Consider the following 15,414-nt stretch of genomic DNA (forward strand, 5'->3'; position numbering starts at 1 on the left):
GGCCGATCGGCGGATCAGCAGAGCGGGACGCCGGGGAGCTGGGCGGCCGGGTGGTCGACGTAGATGTTCGAGATGAAGCCGCCCTGGTCGCGCAGCTTGCTCCACCAGTTGTTGCTGTAGCCCTCGGCGTTCACGGTGTCGCCCTGCTTCTGGCACAGGACGTGGACGTTGGTGGGGCCGGCCAGCCGGGTCACGACGGCGGCGTTCAGCCGGGCGTCGGCGCGCACGCTGACGCCGGTGCCCCAGGTGGTGAAGGGGGTGCCGCCGCCTGGGCCGCAGCCGTTGTCACTGGTGAGGAAGTGCTGGTTGTAGCTGCCGGGGTAGGGGAGGCCGCCGCCGTTGATGACGATGTTCTGCCCGACGCCGTTGAGCAGCTGCTCGTAGTGCAGGTGGGGGCCGGAGGAGTTGCCGCTGGAGCCGGTGGTGCCGATCTGCTGGCCCTGGTTGACGAACTGTCCACTGGCCACCGAGTAGGAGCCGAGGTGGAAGTAGTACGTCGTCCAGCCGCCGCCGTGGTCGATGGAGATGTAGTTGCCGGCGCCGCTGGGCTGGCTGTGCCGGGTCGCGGTGCCGGCGGCCGACGCGAGGGCCGGGGTGCCGTTGGTGGTGCCGCCGTCGGCGCGTACGAAGTCCAGCGCGCGGCGGACCTCGGCGGAGTGGTGGCTGTAGGTCCAGCGCTGCCCGCAGGGGTAGGGGGCCTTGAAGTTGGGCCCCGCCGCCGCCGCGACCGTGTCGGCGGGCCTGGCTTCGGCGGCTTCGGCCGCGCCGGCGGGTACGGTCAGCATCCCGACGAGTACGAGGAGCGCACCGGCGAATGTGGTCGATAGGCGTCTGAGACGGGTCACGAGTGCTCCCGGGTGTGGGGGAAGCAGCCGATCGGGCGGGCGGGCCGCGACCGCTGCGAGACCCGGCAAAAGTAGCGACGGGCGCAGTGCCTCACAACGGCTGGGCAGCGCCTTTCGTCGGAGCTGAAATGTCTTGCCCCTGACAAGTTGACACTCCACCATGGCGTCGACGCCGCAGGTGCGGCAGAGTGCGTCCCGCCTGCCCACCCCCGCCCACCCCCACTGACACAACTTCACAAGTCACCTGCATGCCGCAGGAGTTGACAGCTCCTCACCCCGCCTTGCCCCCACTTGTGCGCGTAGGTCCCCCACCCGCGCACCACAGAGCGGAGAGAAGACCGATGACCTCGATGACCTTCAGGACAGGCTGGAAACGCGGCCGGGCCGCGCTCCTCGGCACGGTGGTCGCCGCGTCGCTGGCCCTCACCGGCCAGCCGGCGACCGCCGCGCCCTACCCCGGCGGCGGTTCCGCGGCCGGGCCGGGCGCCGCCCCGGACGCCGGCTCCGGCGCCATGAACACCGCGTTCTCGAAGGCCGCCGCCGAGTTCGGCGTACCCCGTGATCTGCTCGTCGCCGTCGGATACGGCGAGACGCACCTCGACGGCCACGGCGGCAGACCGAGTCAGGCCAACGGCTACGGCGTGATGCATCTGGTCAGCCAGCCGAAGCACCGGACGCTGGAGCGGGCCGCGAGGCTCACCGGCGCGTCCGTGGCCGAACTCAAGAAGGACACGGCGGCCAACATCCGCGGCGGCGCCGCCGTCCTGCGCGCCGTCGCCGACGGGCAGGGCATGGACGCCGCCGACCGCGGTTCGCTCGCCGAGTGGTACCCGGTCGCCGCCGAGTACGGCGCCGCGACGAACGACCGGACGGCGCGGCTGTACGCGGACACCGCGTACGACCTGCTGAACAAGGGACTGCGCGCGCAGGCCGCCGGTAACGAGCAGATCCTCGTCGAGGCGCGGAAGGTGACACCGGACCGCGGCAAGTACGCGAGCGTCACCTCCGACCTCGGCGCGCTGAGCGACGACTACCCGGCGGCCCTGTGGGTCCCGGCGAGCACGTCGAACTACCAGAGCGGCCGTACGGCGGCGATCAACAAGGTCGTCGTGCATGTCACCCAGGGGTCGTACGCCGGCTCCATCAGCTGGTTCCAGAACCCGTCCTCGCAGGTCAGCGCCCACTACGTGATCCGCTCCTCGGACGGCCAGGTCACCCAGACGGTCCGCGACGCCAACACCGCCTGGCACGCGCGCTCGGCCAACGCCAGCTCCATCGGCATCGAGCACGAGGGCTTCGTCGCCGACCCGTCCTGGTTCACCGACTCGATGTACCGCTCGTCGGCCGCGCTGACCCGTCACCTCACCTCGAAGTACGGCATCCCGCGGACCCGCGCGGGCGTCGTCGGCCACAGCGAGGTGCCGGGCAACGACCACACCGACCCCGGTGCGAACTGGAACTGGGACTACTACATGTCCCTCGTCAACGGCGGCGGCGGTGACCCCGGCCCCGGTCCCGGTGGCAGCTCGTTCCCCACGTGGGGCAGCGGCGTGAGCATCCGTCAGGAGGCGGCGACCACCTCGGCGCAGGTGGCCGGACTGGCCGGGCCGACGTCGGTCAAGGTCCAGTGCCAGAAGCGCGGCGAGCTGGTCAACTACCAGGGATACAGCAACGACGCGTGGTCGTACCTGCCGGACTACGGCGGCTACATCTCGAACATCTTCATCGACGTCTCGGACGCGTGGCTGCCGGGTGTGCCCAACTGCTGAGCGTTTCGGCCGTGGTTGACGCATCACCGCCTCAGGGGGCAGGGCCGTCCAGCAGCGCCTTGCCCAGCTGAGTGCGGTGGTGCATCACCCGGTTGCCGTGCCGGTGGGAGGTGAGCAGGCCCGCCTCGCGCAGTACGGAGGCGTGGCGGCTCGCCGTCGACGGAGCCATCCGCAGCGCCCCCGCCAGACCCGTCGTCGTCATCGGCCGGTCGAGCAGTTCGAGCAGCCGGGCGCGCGAGGTGCCGATCAGCTGGGCCACCGGAGGCGTCGCCCCACCCTGCCGGGAACGCACCAGCCAGCCCGGCGCCGGGGAGAGCGGGTGGACCAGCACCGGGGGCAGTTCGTCGTCGACCAGGGCCAGCGGCGTACCCACGCAGAAGAAGCCCGGAATCAGCGTCAACGTCTGCCCGGACAGCTGGAGTTCGCGGTGGACGGGGTACGGCGTGCGCAGGATGCCCTCCTCGCAGCGCCAGCCGGGCATGGACTCGTAGCTCGCCACCAGCCCCTCCGCTCCCCCGGTCAGCGCCGCCTCGGCGCGCCGGGAACGGTCGGCCGCGGCCTGCGCGCGGATGGCGGGCAGATACGGCACCACGGCGACCGAGTAGTAGCGCCGCAGCGCCGATCCGAGCCAGCGCAGCGCCTCCGCGTCGCCCTCGGCCAGCCGCCGTACGGTGGCCGGGACCGGCCCACGTCTGCGCGCGTGGAGTCGTGTGAGGTCGGCGGCCAGGCGCTGACGGGGAGTTGACAGCAGCCGGTCCACACCGATGTCGAGGTCCAGCTCGCCGCGACCGGGGGTGAGGAAGTCGGGGAAGTACTCGGCCGACGGGCAGAGCAGCGTCAACTCCCTTACCAGCGCGGCGAGTTGCGCGCGTTCCAGGGCCGCGCGGACCTCACGCCGCCAGGGCGCGAAGGCGGGCGGGACGTGCCGGTTCTGGAGCAGATGGAGGCTGAGCGCGGCCTCCCACAGGGCGTCGGCGCCGTCCGCCACGCGCAGCCGGTTCAACTCCCGTCCGCGGAGATCGACTCGCAGCACCTTGGACTCCCCCGGAAAGCCTGTGCGTTCAGGGCCCGGATTCTAGGGCGTGTTGCGAAAGTAGCGCCGTCCGCCCGAAGGGCGGGGCCGACGGCGTCTGGTGCGTGCGATCGCAAGGCGGAGGATCGTTCTCGTACTGGACGTACTTGGATGATTCCGACAACGCGGCGAGTGCGCGTGCCAGGCGTCGTCGGCCAGGCGGGACTTTCGCAACACGCCCTAGTACTGCAACCGCGTTTGCAGTGACGACGTGACGTCGTGGTCGTTGTGCTTGTCATGGGTGGGGACCTCGAAATCGGTGACGTGCGGCGGTGGGCGGTGGGGCTGGAAGAGGTGCACGAGCGGTTTGTGCACCGTTTTCAGCGTTCGGAGCCCCGCGAGTCGGCGCTGGCTTACATGCGCGGGTTGGTGTCGTCGCTGGAGCGGAAGAACGCGTGGACGGTCGCTGAGCGCGCGGGGCATGACCGGCCGGACCGTTTGCAGAGGCTGCTCAATACGTGTGACTGGGATGCCGACGAAGTCCGCGACGATGTGCGGGAGTTCGTGATGGAACATCTCGGTGACCGGCAGGCGATCCTGGTCGTGGACGACACCGGGTTCTTGAAGAAGGGGTCCGCTCGGCCGGTGTCCAGCGCCAGTACACGGGCACGGCGGGCCGGATCGAGAACAGCCAGGTCGGCACGTTCCTGGCCTACGCCACCGAGGTCGGCCACACGCTGATCGACCGGGAGCTGTACCTGCCCGCGTCCTGGACCGAGGACCGGGACCGCTGCCGCACCGCGGCGATCCCCGACGAGGTCACCTTCGCCACGAAGATCGAGCACGCCAAGGCCATGATCGAACGGACCCTCGCAGCCCGGGTGCCGTTCGCGTGGCTGACGGCCGACGAGGCATATGGGCAGGTCAAGGGGTTGCGCTACTGGCTGGAACAGCGTGGGGTGTTCCACGTGCTGGCCACCCGTCGGACCGACACTGTCGTAACCGCCTCCCGCATGGACCATGTCGTGGAGGAACTGGTGGCGGGCCTGCCCCGACAGGCATGGAAACGCCGCTCGTGCGGGTCGGGCGCCCACGGCGAGCGGGTCTACGACTGGGCCCGGGCACCGATCCGGCCCTGGCGTGAGGAGGGCGTCGAGCACTGGGTTCTGGCCCGTCGCAGCGTCACCGATCCCACCGGGATCGCCTACTACGTGTGCTTCGCACCCGAGGGCACCACCTTGAACACACTGCTGGTGGTGGCCGGCCGCCGGTGGACGATCGAGGAATGCTTCCAGACCGCGAAGAACGAGTGCGGCCTGGACCACTACCAGGTCCGCAAGTACCACGCCTGGTATCGGCACATCACGCTGGCCATGGCGGCCCACGCCTACCTGGCAACGGTCCGTGCGCAGGAGCTGAAAAAGGGGGCTCACGATCCGCTGACCAGTACCTTGTCCCACTGAGCCTGCCCGAAATCCGCCGCCTGACCGCCCACCTCACCGCACGACTCCTGCCCTCACTCGCCCAGGTCCTGCACTGGTCCCACTGGCGGCGACGAGCACAGCACCGAGCACGCGTCAGCCACTACAAACGACGAGGCCACAGCCCGTGACTAAACCATCGTCACAGCAAACACGGTTGCAGTACTAGTGCCCCTCCCGGCAAGCTGGGACGGGTCGCGCGGTCATCGCGGTCGCGGGCGTGTGAGGCTGGAGGCATGACCGAATTCAGCGAGGCCGAGCGCGTGTACCTCTCCTCCCAGCGGCTGGGCAGGATGGCGACCGTCGACCCGAAGGGCCAGCCGCAGGCCAATCCGGTGGGCTTCTTCCCGCAGGCGGACGGCACGATCCTGGTCGGCGGGTACGCGCTGGGCACCACCAAGAAGTGGCGGAACCTCCAGTCCAATCCCCGGGTGGCGCTGGTGGTGGACGACGTCGTGAGCGTCAAGCCGTGGAAGGTGCGGGGCGTGGACATCCGGGGCGAGGCCGAACTGCTCACCGGGCCGCACGAGTTGGGGCCGCACTTCAGCGAAGAGCTGATCCGGATCCATCCCCGGAAGATTCACAGTTGGGGGCTGGAGGACGTGAGCTGACCGCGGCTCTCAGGCGGCCGTGGCGCTCGCGTCGGTCGCAGCACTCGTGGCGCTCGGGACGTTCGCGTCGGTCGCGGCGCTCGCGGCGTTCGCGGCGTTGGCGCGCAGGTGACTTACGGCGTACGAACGCCACGGCCGCCACGCCGCGTGATCCCGCTCGCCGTCCGGGGCCACGTCCGGATCGCCCAGCGCCCGCATCCGGATCAGCGCCGCCGTCCGCGCCGTCATGCCGGGCACGGTGAGCAGCGCCCGTTCGGCCTCCTCGCGGCTCGCACCGGGGTCGAGCCGTACGGTGCCGTCGGCGAGGGCGGTGGCGAGCCGGCCGGCCGCCGGGTCGTCGACCAGCGCGGCGGGCGCGGGGAACAGCCGGGTGAGCGTGCCGCACGGCTGCGCGACCCGGTCCCCGTACGCCGCGACGAGGCGCGACGCCCCGGCGCGGCCCAGATGGACGCGGAGCGCGTACTCGTCGGGGTCGGCGGTTCCCGGCGCGCGCAGGCCGGGGCGGGCCTCGACCAGGGGGGCGAGGAGCGGGTCGGCGCGGAGGCGTTCGTCCACGGCGTACGGATCGGCGTCGAGGTCCAGGAGCCGGCGCAGCCGTTGGACGGCGGTGGTGAGGTCGCGCAGGTCGGTGAGGTGGATCCGGGCCTCCAGCCAGCCGGCGCGCGGGCCGTGGGTGGACGGCGGCGCTTCGTCGACCGAGACGACACCGGGGCCGTGCGGCAGGCGCAGGGTGCGCCGGTAGGTGCGCGCGCCCGGCTCGCCGATCACCTCCTCGACGCCGGGCACGGCCTCGTCGGCGAGCAGGTCGAACATGGCGCGCGCCGCGTAGACGCCGCGGTAGGCGAGCCGTAGCGGAATACCGGCGAGAGAGGGCGCGGCGGGGGTGCCGGCGGGGCCGGGGCGGGCGGCGCCGCGCATGCCCCTGCTGGTGCCGCCGCTCATGCCGTGGCCGGACTCGGCGCGCAGGCCGCTGGGTGTGCGGGCGTAGATCTGCCGGATCGTGTCGTTGAACTGCCGCACGCTCGCGAACCCGGCGGCGAAGGCGATCTCCGTGACCGGCAGGACGGTGGTCTGGAGCAGCGTCCGCGCGGTGTGCGCGCGCTGCGCGCGGGCGAGGGCGACAGGCCCGGCGCCGAGTTCGGCGGTGAGCTGGCGCTGGACCTGCCTGGCGCTGTAGCCGAGCCGCCCGGCCAGTCCGGGTACGCCCTCGCGGTCCACGACCCCGTCGCCGATCATCCGCATGGCGCGGCCGACGACATCGGCCCGTACGTTCCACTCCGCAGACCCGGGCACGGCGTCCGGCCGGCACCGGCGGCAGGCGCGGAAGCCGTTGCCCTGGGCCGCGGCGGCGGTGGGGTAGAAGCGGACATTCTTCCGCTTCGGGGTGACCGCCGGACAGCTGGGCCGGCAGTAGATGCCGGTGGTCTCGACGGCGAAGAAGAACACGCCGTCGAACCGCGCGTCGCGGCTGGCCACCGCCTCGTACCTGGTCTCTTCGTCCATCACACCGTCCAGTGTGCGCCGCCGCCGAGGACCGCACTCGCGGGATTCGGACGGAGAGGTTTCACCGGGTCCGTCCGGCGGGCCGGTTCGTCCTCAAGCACCGGACGGACCGTTGTGTTCTGCCCTCAAACACCGGACGGGCTTCAAGGCCCGTCCGGCATCGAGAACGAACGCGCCTACCGGATACGCCCGCGCTTGGCCTCCATCGCCGCGCGCCCCTCCGCGCCCTTGAGCCGCCAGTCACGCCGGAGCTCCGCCCTCATGCGGGCGTCGGTCTTGGCGACGATGCGCTTGTTCTCCCGCAGCAGCTTGCGGTAGCTCTCCAGCCGCCGCTCGGGCAGCGAACCGTCCGCCAGCGCGGCGAGCACGGCGCAGCCCGGCTCGCTGCCGTGGGCGCAGTCGTGGAACCTGCACCCCTGGGCCAGCTCCTCGATCTCGGCGAACACCTGCCCCACGCCCTGCCCGGCGTCCCACAGCCCGACACCGCGCAGTCCGGGTGTGTCGATGAGTACGCCGCCGCCGGGCAGCACGAGGAGATTGCGGGTGGTCGTGGTGTGCCGGCCCTTCCCGTCGATGTCACGGGTGGCCCGCACCTCCATGACGTCCTCGCCGAGGAGCGCGTTGGCGAGGGTCGACTTGCCGGCGCCCGAGACACCGAGCAGCACGCTCGTACCGCCGCCGACGACGGCGGACAGCACGTCGACGCCCTCCCCCGTGGCCGCGCTGACGGCGAGCACCTGCACGCCGGGCGCCGTGGTCGCGACGTCCTCGACGAGATACGAGAGACCGGTCGGGTCCGGTACGAGGTCGGCCTTGGTGAGCACGACGAGCGGCTGCGCGCCGCTCTCCCAGGCCAGGGCGAGGAAGCGCTCGATCCGCCCCAGGTCCAGCTCGACGGCGAGCGGTACGGCGATGATCGCCTGGTCGACGTTGGCCGCGAGGATCTGGCCCTCGGAGCGCTTGGACGAGGTGGAGCGTACGAAAGCGGTGCGACGCGGCAGCAGCGTACGCACGTACCGGGGGTCACTGCCGGGGTCGGCGGCGACCCAGTCCCCGGTGCACACGACCTTCAGCGGGTCGCGCGGAACGACGAACTCGGTGTCGGCCCGCACCGTGCCGCCGGGCGTGACGACATCGCACTGCCCCCGGTCGACCCGCACGACACGGCCAGGCAGCAGGCCCTGCGCGGCGTACGGGGTGAACTCCGCCTCCCAGCCCTCGTCCCAGCCGTACGGGGCGAGCGGATGCGCAGCGGAGGAAGCCTCATGAGAGGCGAGAGAGAAAGACAACGGGAAACCCTTCACAAGGGCGGCCCCGGCGCGCGCACCGATAGGGGCGCGGAAAGAAGGAGAAGGTCAGCCGGAGACCACGGAGGTGACATGAACGATCAGCTGATTGCGGGCAACGCCCATCGCGGAAACAGCCATCGGTACACACCTCCTGGATCACACACACGGCCGACGGGACCTGGTCGGTCCGTCAGGAACACGAGGGAACCTAGTCCCTTCCGTACGGGGCCCGCCACCCATTTTTCCGGCGCCGGTGGCGACACGCCCGGCCCACTGTGGTGGGCCGGGCGCTGATTCACCTCGCCGGTGGGTCAGTGGCGGCCCGGCTTCGCCGGGATCAGCAGCGCGACGACGACCGCCGCCAGGGCCGCGACGACGGCCGAGACGGTGAAGGCCCGCTCGAACCCGGCAACCGTGCCGCCCGCCAGGCTCACCGCCGCGAGGCTGGAGACGACGGCCGCGCCGATCGACGCGCCGAACTCGTGGAAGGTGCTGACGATGCCCGAGGCGAGCCCGGCCTGGTGCGGCTCGACCTGGCCGAGCGCCGTCGCCGACGCCACGACGAAGAGCGAGCCGATCCCGGCCGCGGCCAGGCTGACGCCGATGACGACGGCGAACGTTCCGGCCCAGAGCACCGGGACGACGAGCCCGGCCGCGGCGATCACCATCCCGGTCACCCCCACCGGGCGGGCGCCGAGGCCGCCGATGACGCGGCCGGCCGTGTGGGCACCGGCCATCGTGGCGAGCGCCACCGGGAGGAAGAGCAGCCCCGTCTCCAGCGCGCCGTGTCCGCTGTACTCCTGCAAGTAGAAGGACCCGAGGAAGAAGACCGCCACCATCAGCGCCGTGCCGGTGAGGATGACGAACGTACCCGCCGTCACTGGGCGGCGGAACAGCAGGCCGAGGTCCATCAGCGGTGATTTCGCGGCTCGTTGCCAGGCCCCGAAGACCAGGTACAGCACGACCGCGGCCGCGGCGAGGCCGAGCGTGCTCGCGGCGCCCCAGCCGCGGTCGCCCGCGTTGATCAGCGCGTAGATGCCCACGCCGGTCGCCCCGGTCACCAGGAGCGCACCCGGCACGTCGAGGCGCGGGCGCCCGCCCTCGGGCCGCGGCAGTGACGGCAGCAAGCGGGGCAGGACCACCAGGATGGCGACGCCGACAGGCACGTTGACGAAGAACGCCCACGGCCAGCCCGGCCCCGCGGTCAGCACACCGCCGAGCAGGACACCGACGGCGGCGCCGCTGCCGCCGAGCGCCGACCAGATACCGAGCGCCTTGTTCCGCTCCTCCCCCTCGAACAGCCGCACCACGACCGAGAGAGCCGCGGGCGAGAGCATGGCCGCGCCGACGCCCTGCGCCACCCGGCCGGCGATCAGCACCTCGCCGGTGCCGGCGAGGCCGACGGCGAGTGAGGCCGCCGTGAAGGTGGCCAGCCCGGCGAGGACGAGGCCCCGGGCCCCGAAGAGGTCGGCGCCGCGACCGCCGAGCAGCATCAGACCGCCGAACGCCAGCGTGTAGGCGCTGACCACCCAGGTCAGCGCGGAGCGGGACAGATCGAGGTCGGCGCCTATGTGCGGGAGTGCGATCGCCACCACGGTGACGTCGAGGATCAGCATGAACTGTGCGACGCCGAGCAGCGCCAGCGTCTGCCACCGGCGCGCGTGGGCGCGCGCTCCCGGCTCCGTCGTGATCCGTTGATCGGCCACTGCTTCTCCTAAGTCAGACATTGATGTTCGAGTTAGCTCGACTGGTAGCGTAACTCAAACAACAGTGTTTGATTTCAAGGAGGACGCATGGCCTCGTCGCCGCCCCCGCCCGCCCGGCGGGCCGACGCGCAGCGCAACATCGACGCGATCCTGGACGCCGCGGTCGACTGCCTCGCGCGCCGCCCCGACACGACGCTGGCGGAGATCGCGAAGGCGGCCGGGGTGGGACGGGTGACGCTCTACGGGCACTTCGCCTCACGCGCCGACCTCGTGGACGCGGCGATGGCCCGGGTGCTGGAACACGGCGACGCGGTACTCGAACCGCTCGATCTCGACGGAGACCCCCGCGAGGCACTGGAGCGGCTCGTCGCGACCAGTTGGCGGCTGATCCAGCAGTCGCGGTCTCTCCTGGTCGCCGCGCAGAAGGAACTGTCGGCGGCCCGGATCCGCGATCTGCACGCCGGACCCGCCGAACGCGCCGAACGGCTGCTGGCCCGTGGCCGGGCAGAGGGCGTGTTCCGGTCGGACCTGCCGACGTCCTGGCTGGTGGCGACGTTGCACAGCGTGTTGCACGGTGCGGCCGACGAGATCAACGCGGGCCGTCTGAAGCCCGAGGACGCGGCGCGCACGGTCTCACTGACGATCCTGGCCGCGTTCGCGGCCCCATAGCCGGACAGGCCGGACAGGCCGGACAGGCCGGACACGTACGCCGCCCGGCGGACGTACCGCCGGGCGACGCGAGGTGCCCGTTCAGCCGGCGGTGGCGGCGTCCACGAGGTCGGCGACATCGGCCGGGCGGGAGGCCAAGGAGGCGTGACCGGCGGGGAGTTCGACCGTCTTACGGGGGTCCATGCGCTGCGCCATGCGGCGCTCGTTGTCGGGGTGGATCATGCGGTCCTCGGTGGAGACCTGGTACCAGCAGGGCTTGGACCGCCACGCCGGGGCGGTGACCGTGTCGCCGAAGGTGGAGGCGAGCGGGGCCTTCTGGGTGACGGCCATGATCAGGGCCTGGTCGGCGGGCAGATCCTGGCAGAAGCTCTCGTGGTACTTGTCCTGCCGGATCCAGAGATACCCGTCGGAGTCCGGGACGAGGTTGTCGGCGGCGGCGGGCGGCAGTTCCTGGGTGATCTGTCCGGGGCTCTCCCCCGCGTCCGGGGCGAACGCCGCGACGTAGACGAGTCCGGTGACGTTCGGCAGACCGCCCGCCTCGGTGATGACCGCGCCGCCGTAGGAGTGGCCGACCAGCAGGACGGGTCCCTGGATCTGGGCGACCATCTTGGCGGTGCGGTCGGCGTCGTCGGCCAGCGAGGTGAGCGGCATCTCCACCGCGTGCAGCGAGCCGTGGCCGCGCCGGTGCAGTTCGGTGATGACACCTCCCCAGTGGGCGGCTCCGCCCCAGAAACCGTGGACGAGGACGATCGCGGGCCTGTCAGCCATCTCGCTGCTCCTTCGCAGAGGTCTTCCCACCCCGGTCGTCCCCCGCCTGTCCACGCTAGGACCGCCCCCGCACCACGGCCAGCCGGCGGATCCCGGCCCGTCCCCCTGGCCGCTCGCTTACTGTTGACAGCCGAACAGTCCTACGGTCCTCCGGGGCCAGGATGGTGAGGAGGTCCCTGTGGCCGTAGTCGTCAGCCGTCCTGTGGTGCGGACGGCGCCGTACTGGGTGAGCACGGAGGAAATCGCAGACGATCTTCGCGCCCGCCATCCCGCCCACCCCAAACTCAACCTGTGGCTGCGGATGCTGGGGCACACAGGGGTAGTACGACGGCCCTGGGTCGCGCCGCTGGCCGAGACCGGGGCGCGCGCCGGGGTCGGTGAGCGGTCGCGTACGGCGTACGAGGGGGCACGCGGGCCGGCGGTGGCCGCGGCGCGGGAGTCCCTGCGCCGGTCGGGCCTCACCGCCGGGGACGTGGACTGTCTGGTGACGACGCACACGACGTCCTGGACGGTGCCCGGACTGGACGTCGACCTGATCCGGCAGCTGGGGCTGCGGCCCGATGTGTCCCGGGTGGGGCTGGCGACGGTGGCGTGTGCCGGGGGCGCGCACGCCCTGGTGCAGGCGGCCCGCTTCGTGCGCGCCAACCCGGGGGCGCGGGTGCTGGTCGTGGCGGCGGAGGCGTTGAGCACGCTCTACCACCCGCGTACTCCCACGTTGCAGACCGTGCTCTACGGCGGTCTGTTCGGGGACTCCGGAGGGGCCGCGGTGGTGAGCGACGGGGACCGCGGTGCGCCGGGCCAGGTGCCGGACGGGGTGCTGGAGGTGGCCGGCACCTGGGAGTTCGTGCTGCCGGACAGCCAGGACGCGTACTGGGGCGTGATCAACGAGGACGGGCTCTTCTTCGACTCGGGGCACGACGCCAAGAGGGCGGCGGGGCGGGTCGTTCCGCATCTGACCGACTGGCTGGCCGGGAGTCCGGTCGAGTGGGCCGCTGTCCATCCCGGCGGGCCCGGGATCATCAGGGGCACACTGGCCGGGCTCGGGCTCGACCCGGACACCGGCGGGACGCACTCCTTCGCCTCCCTCGCCCACGGGAACCTCGGCGGCGTCGCACTGCTGGACGTGCTGGCGCGCACGCTGGAGCCGGGGACGGAGCCGGGCGCGGAGCCGGGGACGGAGCCGGGCGCTGCGACACCGGCGGCCGAGGGCGACGGCGTCGCGGTCGCCTTCGGCCCCGGCTTCACCGTTACGGCGCTGCGTCTGCGGGCCGTGGCGGGGGCGGCGGCCCCAGCGGCAGATCCGGCTCCGTGAAGCCGACGGGGATCCCGACGATCATCCGCAGGCCGGGATGGGCCATCGGCGCCAGCGCCTGGACCGACACCTGGACCGGACCGGAGCGGCAGCACCATCGGGCGCACCGCGCCGTAGGGGCGCGGGCTCATCTCCGCCCGCTCGTCCCCGTCCCAGAGGCGGCGCACCCCGGCCGACCGCCGCACCCGGCGTACCACCCGCCGGATACGTTCGTGGTCCAGGTCCACGACGGCGCTGCGGCGCAGCTCGGCGACCATGTAGGGCGCCCAGTGCGTCGCCCACCGCCGGCACTGCTCCCGTCCCTGGGAGCCCAGGGCCGGCGGAGGGCCCGTGGTGTGATGGGTCCCGTAGGCCGCGCCGTTGAGGAGAGCGACCGCCGCATGCTCCGGGTGCGCGACACGATGAACCGTGACTACGCGCAGCCGCCGGACTGTCGCAGGCGCACTTCAAAGTCGTAGGCGTCATCCGGCATCCGGCATCCGGCATCCGGCATCCGGCATCCGACCTGCGTACCGCCTACCCGAACGGCCCGTCGCGACGGCAGGATGGCCGTATGACTGGCAGCGACGCATCTTCCGTACCCGCGACGGCCGCGGCGGCCCCCGCGGCCCCGGCCCCCTTCACCGCAGACGACTACCGCGCACGGATGGACCGCGCCGTGCGGGACGCCACCGCCGCCGGGCTGGCCGGGGTGCTCGTCGCGCCCGGCCCGGACATGGTCTGGCTCACCGGCTACCAACCCCCCGCCGCCACCGAGCGGTTGACGCTGCTGGTGCTCACCCCGGACGCCGGCCCCGTCCTCGTCGTGCCCAAACTGGAGGCGCCCGACGCGGAGAAGGCCGTCGGCGCGCCCGCGCTGACGCTGCGCGACTGGACCGACGGCGTCGACCCGTACGGCGTGACCGCGCCCTCGCTCACCGCCACCGGCCGCTACGGCATCAGCGACAACACCTGGGCCCTGCACCTCATCGGCCTCCGGGAGACCCTGCCCGGCACCTCCTACACGCCGTTGACGAACGCGCTCCCGATGCTGCGCGCCGTCAAGGACGCCCGCGAGGTGGAACGGCTGGCCCTGGCGGGCGCCGCGGCCGACGCCGCCTACGAGGAGATCAAGAAGGTGCCGTTCGCGGGCCGCCGGGAGACCGACGTCGCCGCGGACATCGCCGGACTGCTGCGCGGCTTCGGCCACTCCCAGGTCGACTTCGCCATCGTCGGCTCCGGCCCCAACGGCGCCAACCCCCACCACGAGGCCGGTGAACGGGTCATCGGCGAGGGCGACATGGTCGTGCTCGACTTCGGCGGACTGTGTCACGGCTACGGCTCGGACACCTCCCGCACCGTGCATGTCGGCGAGCCCACCGAGGAGGAGCGGCGCGTCCACGACCTGGTGCGCGCGGCGCAGCGGGCCGCCTGCGAGGCGGTGCGGCCCGGCATCGCCTGCCAGGAGGTGGACCGGGTGGCCCGCGCGGTGATCACCGAGGGCGGGTACGGCGATTACTTCATCCACCGCACCGGCCACGGCATCGGTGTCACCACCCACGAGCCGCCCTACATGGTCGAGGGCGAGGAGTTGCCGCTCGTACCGGGCATGTGCTTCTCCGTGGAGCCCGGCGTCTATCTGCCGGGCCGCTTCGGCGTGCGGATCGAGGACATCGTGACGGTCACCGGGACCGGTGGCCGGCGGCTCAACGCCACCGAGCGGGGGCTGGCCGTCGTCGGGTAGTCCACGGTGTCGCCGGCACGCGGCACACGCCAAGTGACGCTACGATCACGGAATGTTCACGGCCTTCCGGACTTCGCGAGCGTTCTGGCGCGTGTTCCGGCTGGCCGTACTCCTTTTCGCGCTGCTGTACACGCACGGCGTCAACAATCACAACACGACGGCCCACATGTCCCCCGTCGTCGCGGTGACAGCGACCGCGACGACGGCGGCGACCACGACCGCATCGTCGGCATCGTCGGCAGCAACAGCGTCGTCGGCTGATTTCGCGGACCACGACACCGCGCCCGGCCACCACAACGGGGACGAGACGGAGCACCGGGCGGAGAGCTGCGCCTCCGGTCAGCCTCCGTACCGCGCCGACCTGCCCGCTCGTGGATCGACACCGCTCGGTTCCGCGGAACTGACGCACCTCCGCACCCCCGCTCGCACGGTGGCGGCCGACGCGGTCCCCACGTCCGCCGTACGGAGAGACCCGGGAAATCTGCGGGTGTAGAACGCCCTGCCGAACCGGTCCTCCTCCCTTTCGAACACGCGACGCACAGTCGGGCCTTCCGCACGCCGTCCGCCCCGATTCGGCCTGCGCGCGATTCCCGCGCCCGCCCGCCCGCACGCACGCACGCACGCGATCGCGTGACAAGGGACGAGCGGCACGGCCGGCCCCGCGTTCCCGTACACCGAACGAAAGCGAACCCGTGCTCCCTCACACCCCCACCGTCCCCACGCACT

Annotated in this window: 12 protein-coding genes and 1 pseudogene; 7 read left to right on the plus strand and 6 right to left on the minus strand. The window is 72.2% G+C overall.

Annotation, left to right across the window (positions count from 1 at the left end; all coding sequences use genetic code 11):
- Window positions 1-14 precede the first annotated feature (14 nt).
- Window positions 15-845 (minus strand): M23 family metallopeptidase, encoded by an 831-nt coding sequence (locus tag OG700_RS05820; protein WP_405609876.1) that lies wholly within the window; start codon window positions 843-845, stop codon window positions 15-17.
- Between the two features lie 350 nt (window positions 846-1,195).
- On the opposite strand from OG700_RS05820, the gene OG700_RS05825 reads away from it, so the two are divergent.
- Window positions 1,196-2,614, plus strand: coding sequence for an N-acetylmuramoyl-L-alanine amidase (locus OG700_RS05825; protein WP_405609879.1), 1,419 nt, complete (start codon window positions 1,196-1,198; stop codon window positions 2,612-2,614).
- A gap of 31 nt (window positions 2,615-2,645) precedes the next feature.
- Here the strand turns inward: OG700_RS05825 and OG700_RS05830 are convergent, their stop codons facing one another.
- Window positions 2,646-3,647: an ArsR/SmtB family transcription factor gene (locus OG700_RS05830; protein ID WP_405609882.1), complete on the minus strand. Its 1,002-nt coding sequence runs from the start codon at window positions 3,645-3,647 to the stop codon at window positions 2,646-2,648.
- 276 nt (window positions 3,648-3,923) lie between these two features.
- On the opposite strand from OG700_RS05830, the pseudogene OG700_RS05835 reads away from it, so the two are divergent.
- Together OG700_RS05835 and OG700_RS05840 are read left to right on the plus strand one after the other, a co-directional pair.
- Window positions 3,924-5,089, plus strand: a pseudogene (locus tag OG700_RS05835) (IS701 family transposase).
- Window positions 5,090-5,343: 254 nt separating this feature from the next.
- Window positions 5,344-5,718 carry a PPOX class F420-dependent oxidoreductase gene (locus OG700_RS05840; RefSeq protein WP_405609885.1) on the plus strand — a complete coding sequence of 125 codons (375 nt, stop codon included), beginning with the start codon at window positions 5,344-5,346 and terminating at the stop codon, window positions 5,716-5,718.
- Window positions 5,719-5,727: 9 nt separating this feature from the next.
- Here the strand turns inward: OG700_RS05840 and OG700_RS05845 are convergent, their stop codons facing one another.
- The 3 genes from OG700_RS05845 to OG700_RS05855 form a co-directional block, all read right to left on the minus strand.
- Window positions 5,728-7,221, minus strand: a complete 1,494-nt coding sequence (locus tag OG700_RS05845) for a DNA-3-methyladenine glycosylase 2 family protein (protein ID WP_405621480.1) — start codon at window positions 7,219-7,221, stop codon at window positions 5,728-5,730.
- Window positions 7,222-7,397: 176 nt separating this feature from the next.
- On the minus strand, window positions 7,398-8,510 hold the full coding sequence (gene rsgA / locus OG700_RS05850) for a ribosome small subunit-dependent GTPase A (RefSeq protein WP_405609888.1): 1,113 nt from the start codon (window positions 8,508-8,510) through the stop codon (window positions 7,398-7,400).
- A 311-nt stretch (window positions 8,511-8,821) separates the two neighbouring features.
- Window positions 8,822-10,216, minus strand: a complete 1,395-nt coding sequence (locus tag OG700_RS05855; protein WP_405609891.1) for an MFS transporter — start codon at window positions 10,214-10,216, stop codon at window positions 8,822-8,824.
- 87 nt (window positions 10,217-10,303) lie between these two features.
- On the opposite strand from OG700_RS05855, the gene OG700_RS05860 reads away from it, so the two are divergent.
- On the plus strand, window positions 10,304-10,885 hold the full coding sequence (locus tag OG700_RS05860) for a TetR/AcrR family transcriptional regulator (protein ID WP_405609894.1): 582 nt from the start codon (window positions 10,304-10,306) through the stop codon (window positions 10,883-10,885).
- 81 nt (window positions 10,886-10,966) lie between these two features.
- Here OG700_RS05860 and OG700_RS05865 read toward each other — a convergent pair whose 3' ends face one another.
- The gene (locus OG700_RS05865; protein ID WP_405609897.1) at window positions 10,967-11,653 is read right to left on the minus strand and encodes an alpha/beta hydrolase; all 687 of its coding nucleotides are present in this window, start codon (window positions 11,651-11,653) and stop codon (window positions 10,967-10,969) included.
- 178 nt (window positions 11,654-11,831) lie between these two features.
- Between OG700_RS05865 and OG700_RS05870 the strand changes: the two genes are divergently transcribed.
- The 3 genes from OG700_RS05870 to OG700_RS05880 all read left to right on the plus strand — a co-directional run bounded on the left by OG700_RS05870 (window position 11,832) and on the right by OG700_RS05880 (window position 15,181).
- Window positions 11,832-12,965, plus strand: a complete 1,134-nt coding sequence (locus tag OG700_RS05870; RefSeq protein ID WP_405609900.1) for a PhlD — start codon at window positions 11,832-11,834, stop codon at window positions 12,963-12,965.
- A 553-nt stretch (window positions 12,966-13,518) separates the two neighbouring features.
- Window positions 13,519-14,688, plus strand: a complete 1,170-nt coding sequence (locus tag OG700_RS05875; protein WP_405609903.1) for an aminopeptidase P family protein — start codon at window positions 13,519-13,521, stop codon at window positions 14,686-14,688.
- Between the two features lie 52 nt (window positions 14,689-14,740).
- Window positions 14,741-15,181 (plus strand): hypothetical protein, encoded by a 441-nt coding sequence (locus OG700_RS05880; RefSeq protein ID WP_405609906.1) that lies wholly within the window; start codon window positions 14,741-14,743, stop codon window positions 15,179-15,181.
- The last annotated feature ends 233 nt before the right edge of the window (window positions 15,182-15,414 follow it).

The sequence above is a fragment of the Streptomyces sp. NBC_01508 genome, assembly GCF_045040315.1.
Taxonomy (GTDB): domain Bacteria; phylum Actinomycetota; class Actinomycetes; order Streptomycetales; family Streptomycetaceae; genus Streptomyces.

What these genes read in the sequence shown, in the direction of transcription:
- OG700_RS05825 (WP_405609879.1), top strand. Translation starts at nt 1,196, where the DNA reads ATGACCTTCAGGACAGGCTGGAAACGCGGCCGGGCCGCGCTCCTCGGC.
- OG700_RS05840 (WP_405609885.1), top strand. Translation starts at nt 5,344, where the DNA reads ATGACCGAATTCAGCGAGGCCGAGCGCGTGTACCTCTCCTCCCAGCGG.
- OG700_RS05845 (WP_405621480.1), bottom strand. Translation starts at nt 7,221, where the DNA reads ATGGACGAAGAGACCAGGTACGAGGCGGTGGCCAGCCGCGACGCGCGG.
- OG700_RS05860 (WP_405609894.1), top strand. Translation starts at nt 10,304, where the DNA reads ATGGCCTCGTCGCCGCCCCCGCCCGCCCGGCGGGCCGACGCGCAGCGC.
- OG700_RS05865 (WP_405609897.1), bottom strand. Translation starts at nt 11,653, where the DNA reads ATGGCTGACAGGCCCGCGATCGTCCTCGTCCACGGTTTCTGGGGCGGA.
- OG700_RS05875 (WP_405609903.1), top strand. Translation starts at nt 13,519, where the DNA reads ATGACTGGCAGCGACGCATCTTCCGTACCCGCGACGGCCGCGGCGGCC.
- OG700_RS05880 (WP_405609906.1), top strand. Translation starts at nt 14,741, where the DNA reads ATGTTCACGGCCTTCCGGACTTCGCGAGCGTTCTGGCGCGTGTTCCGG.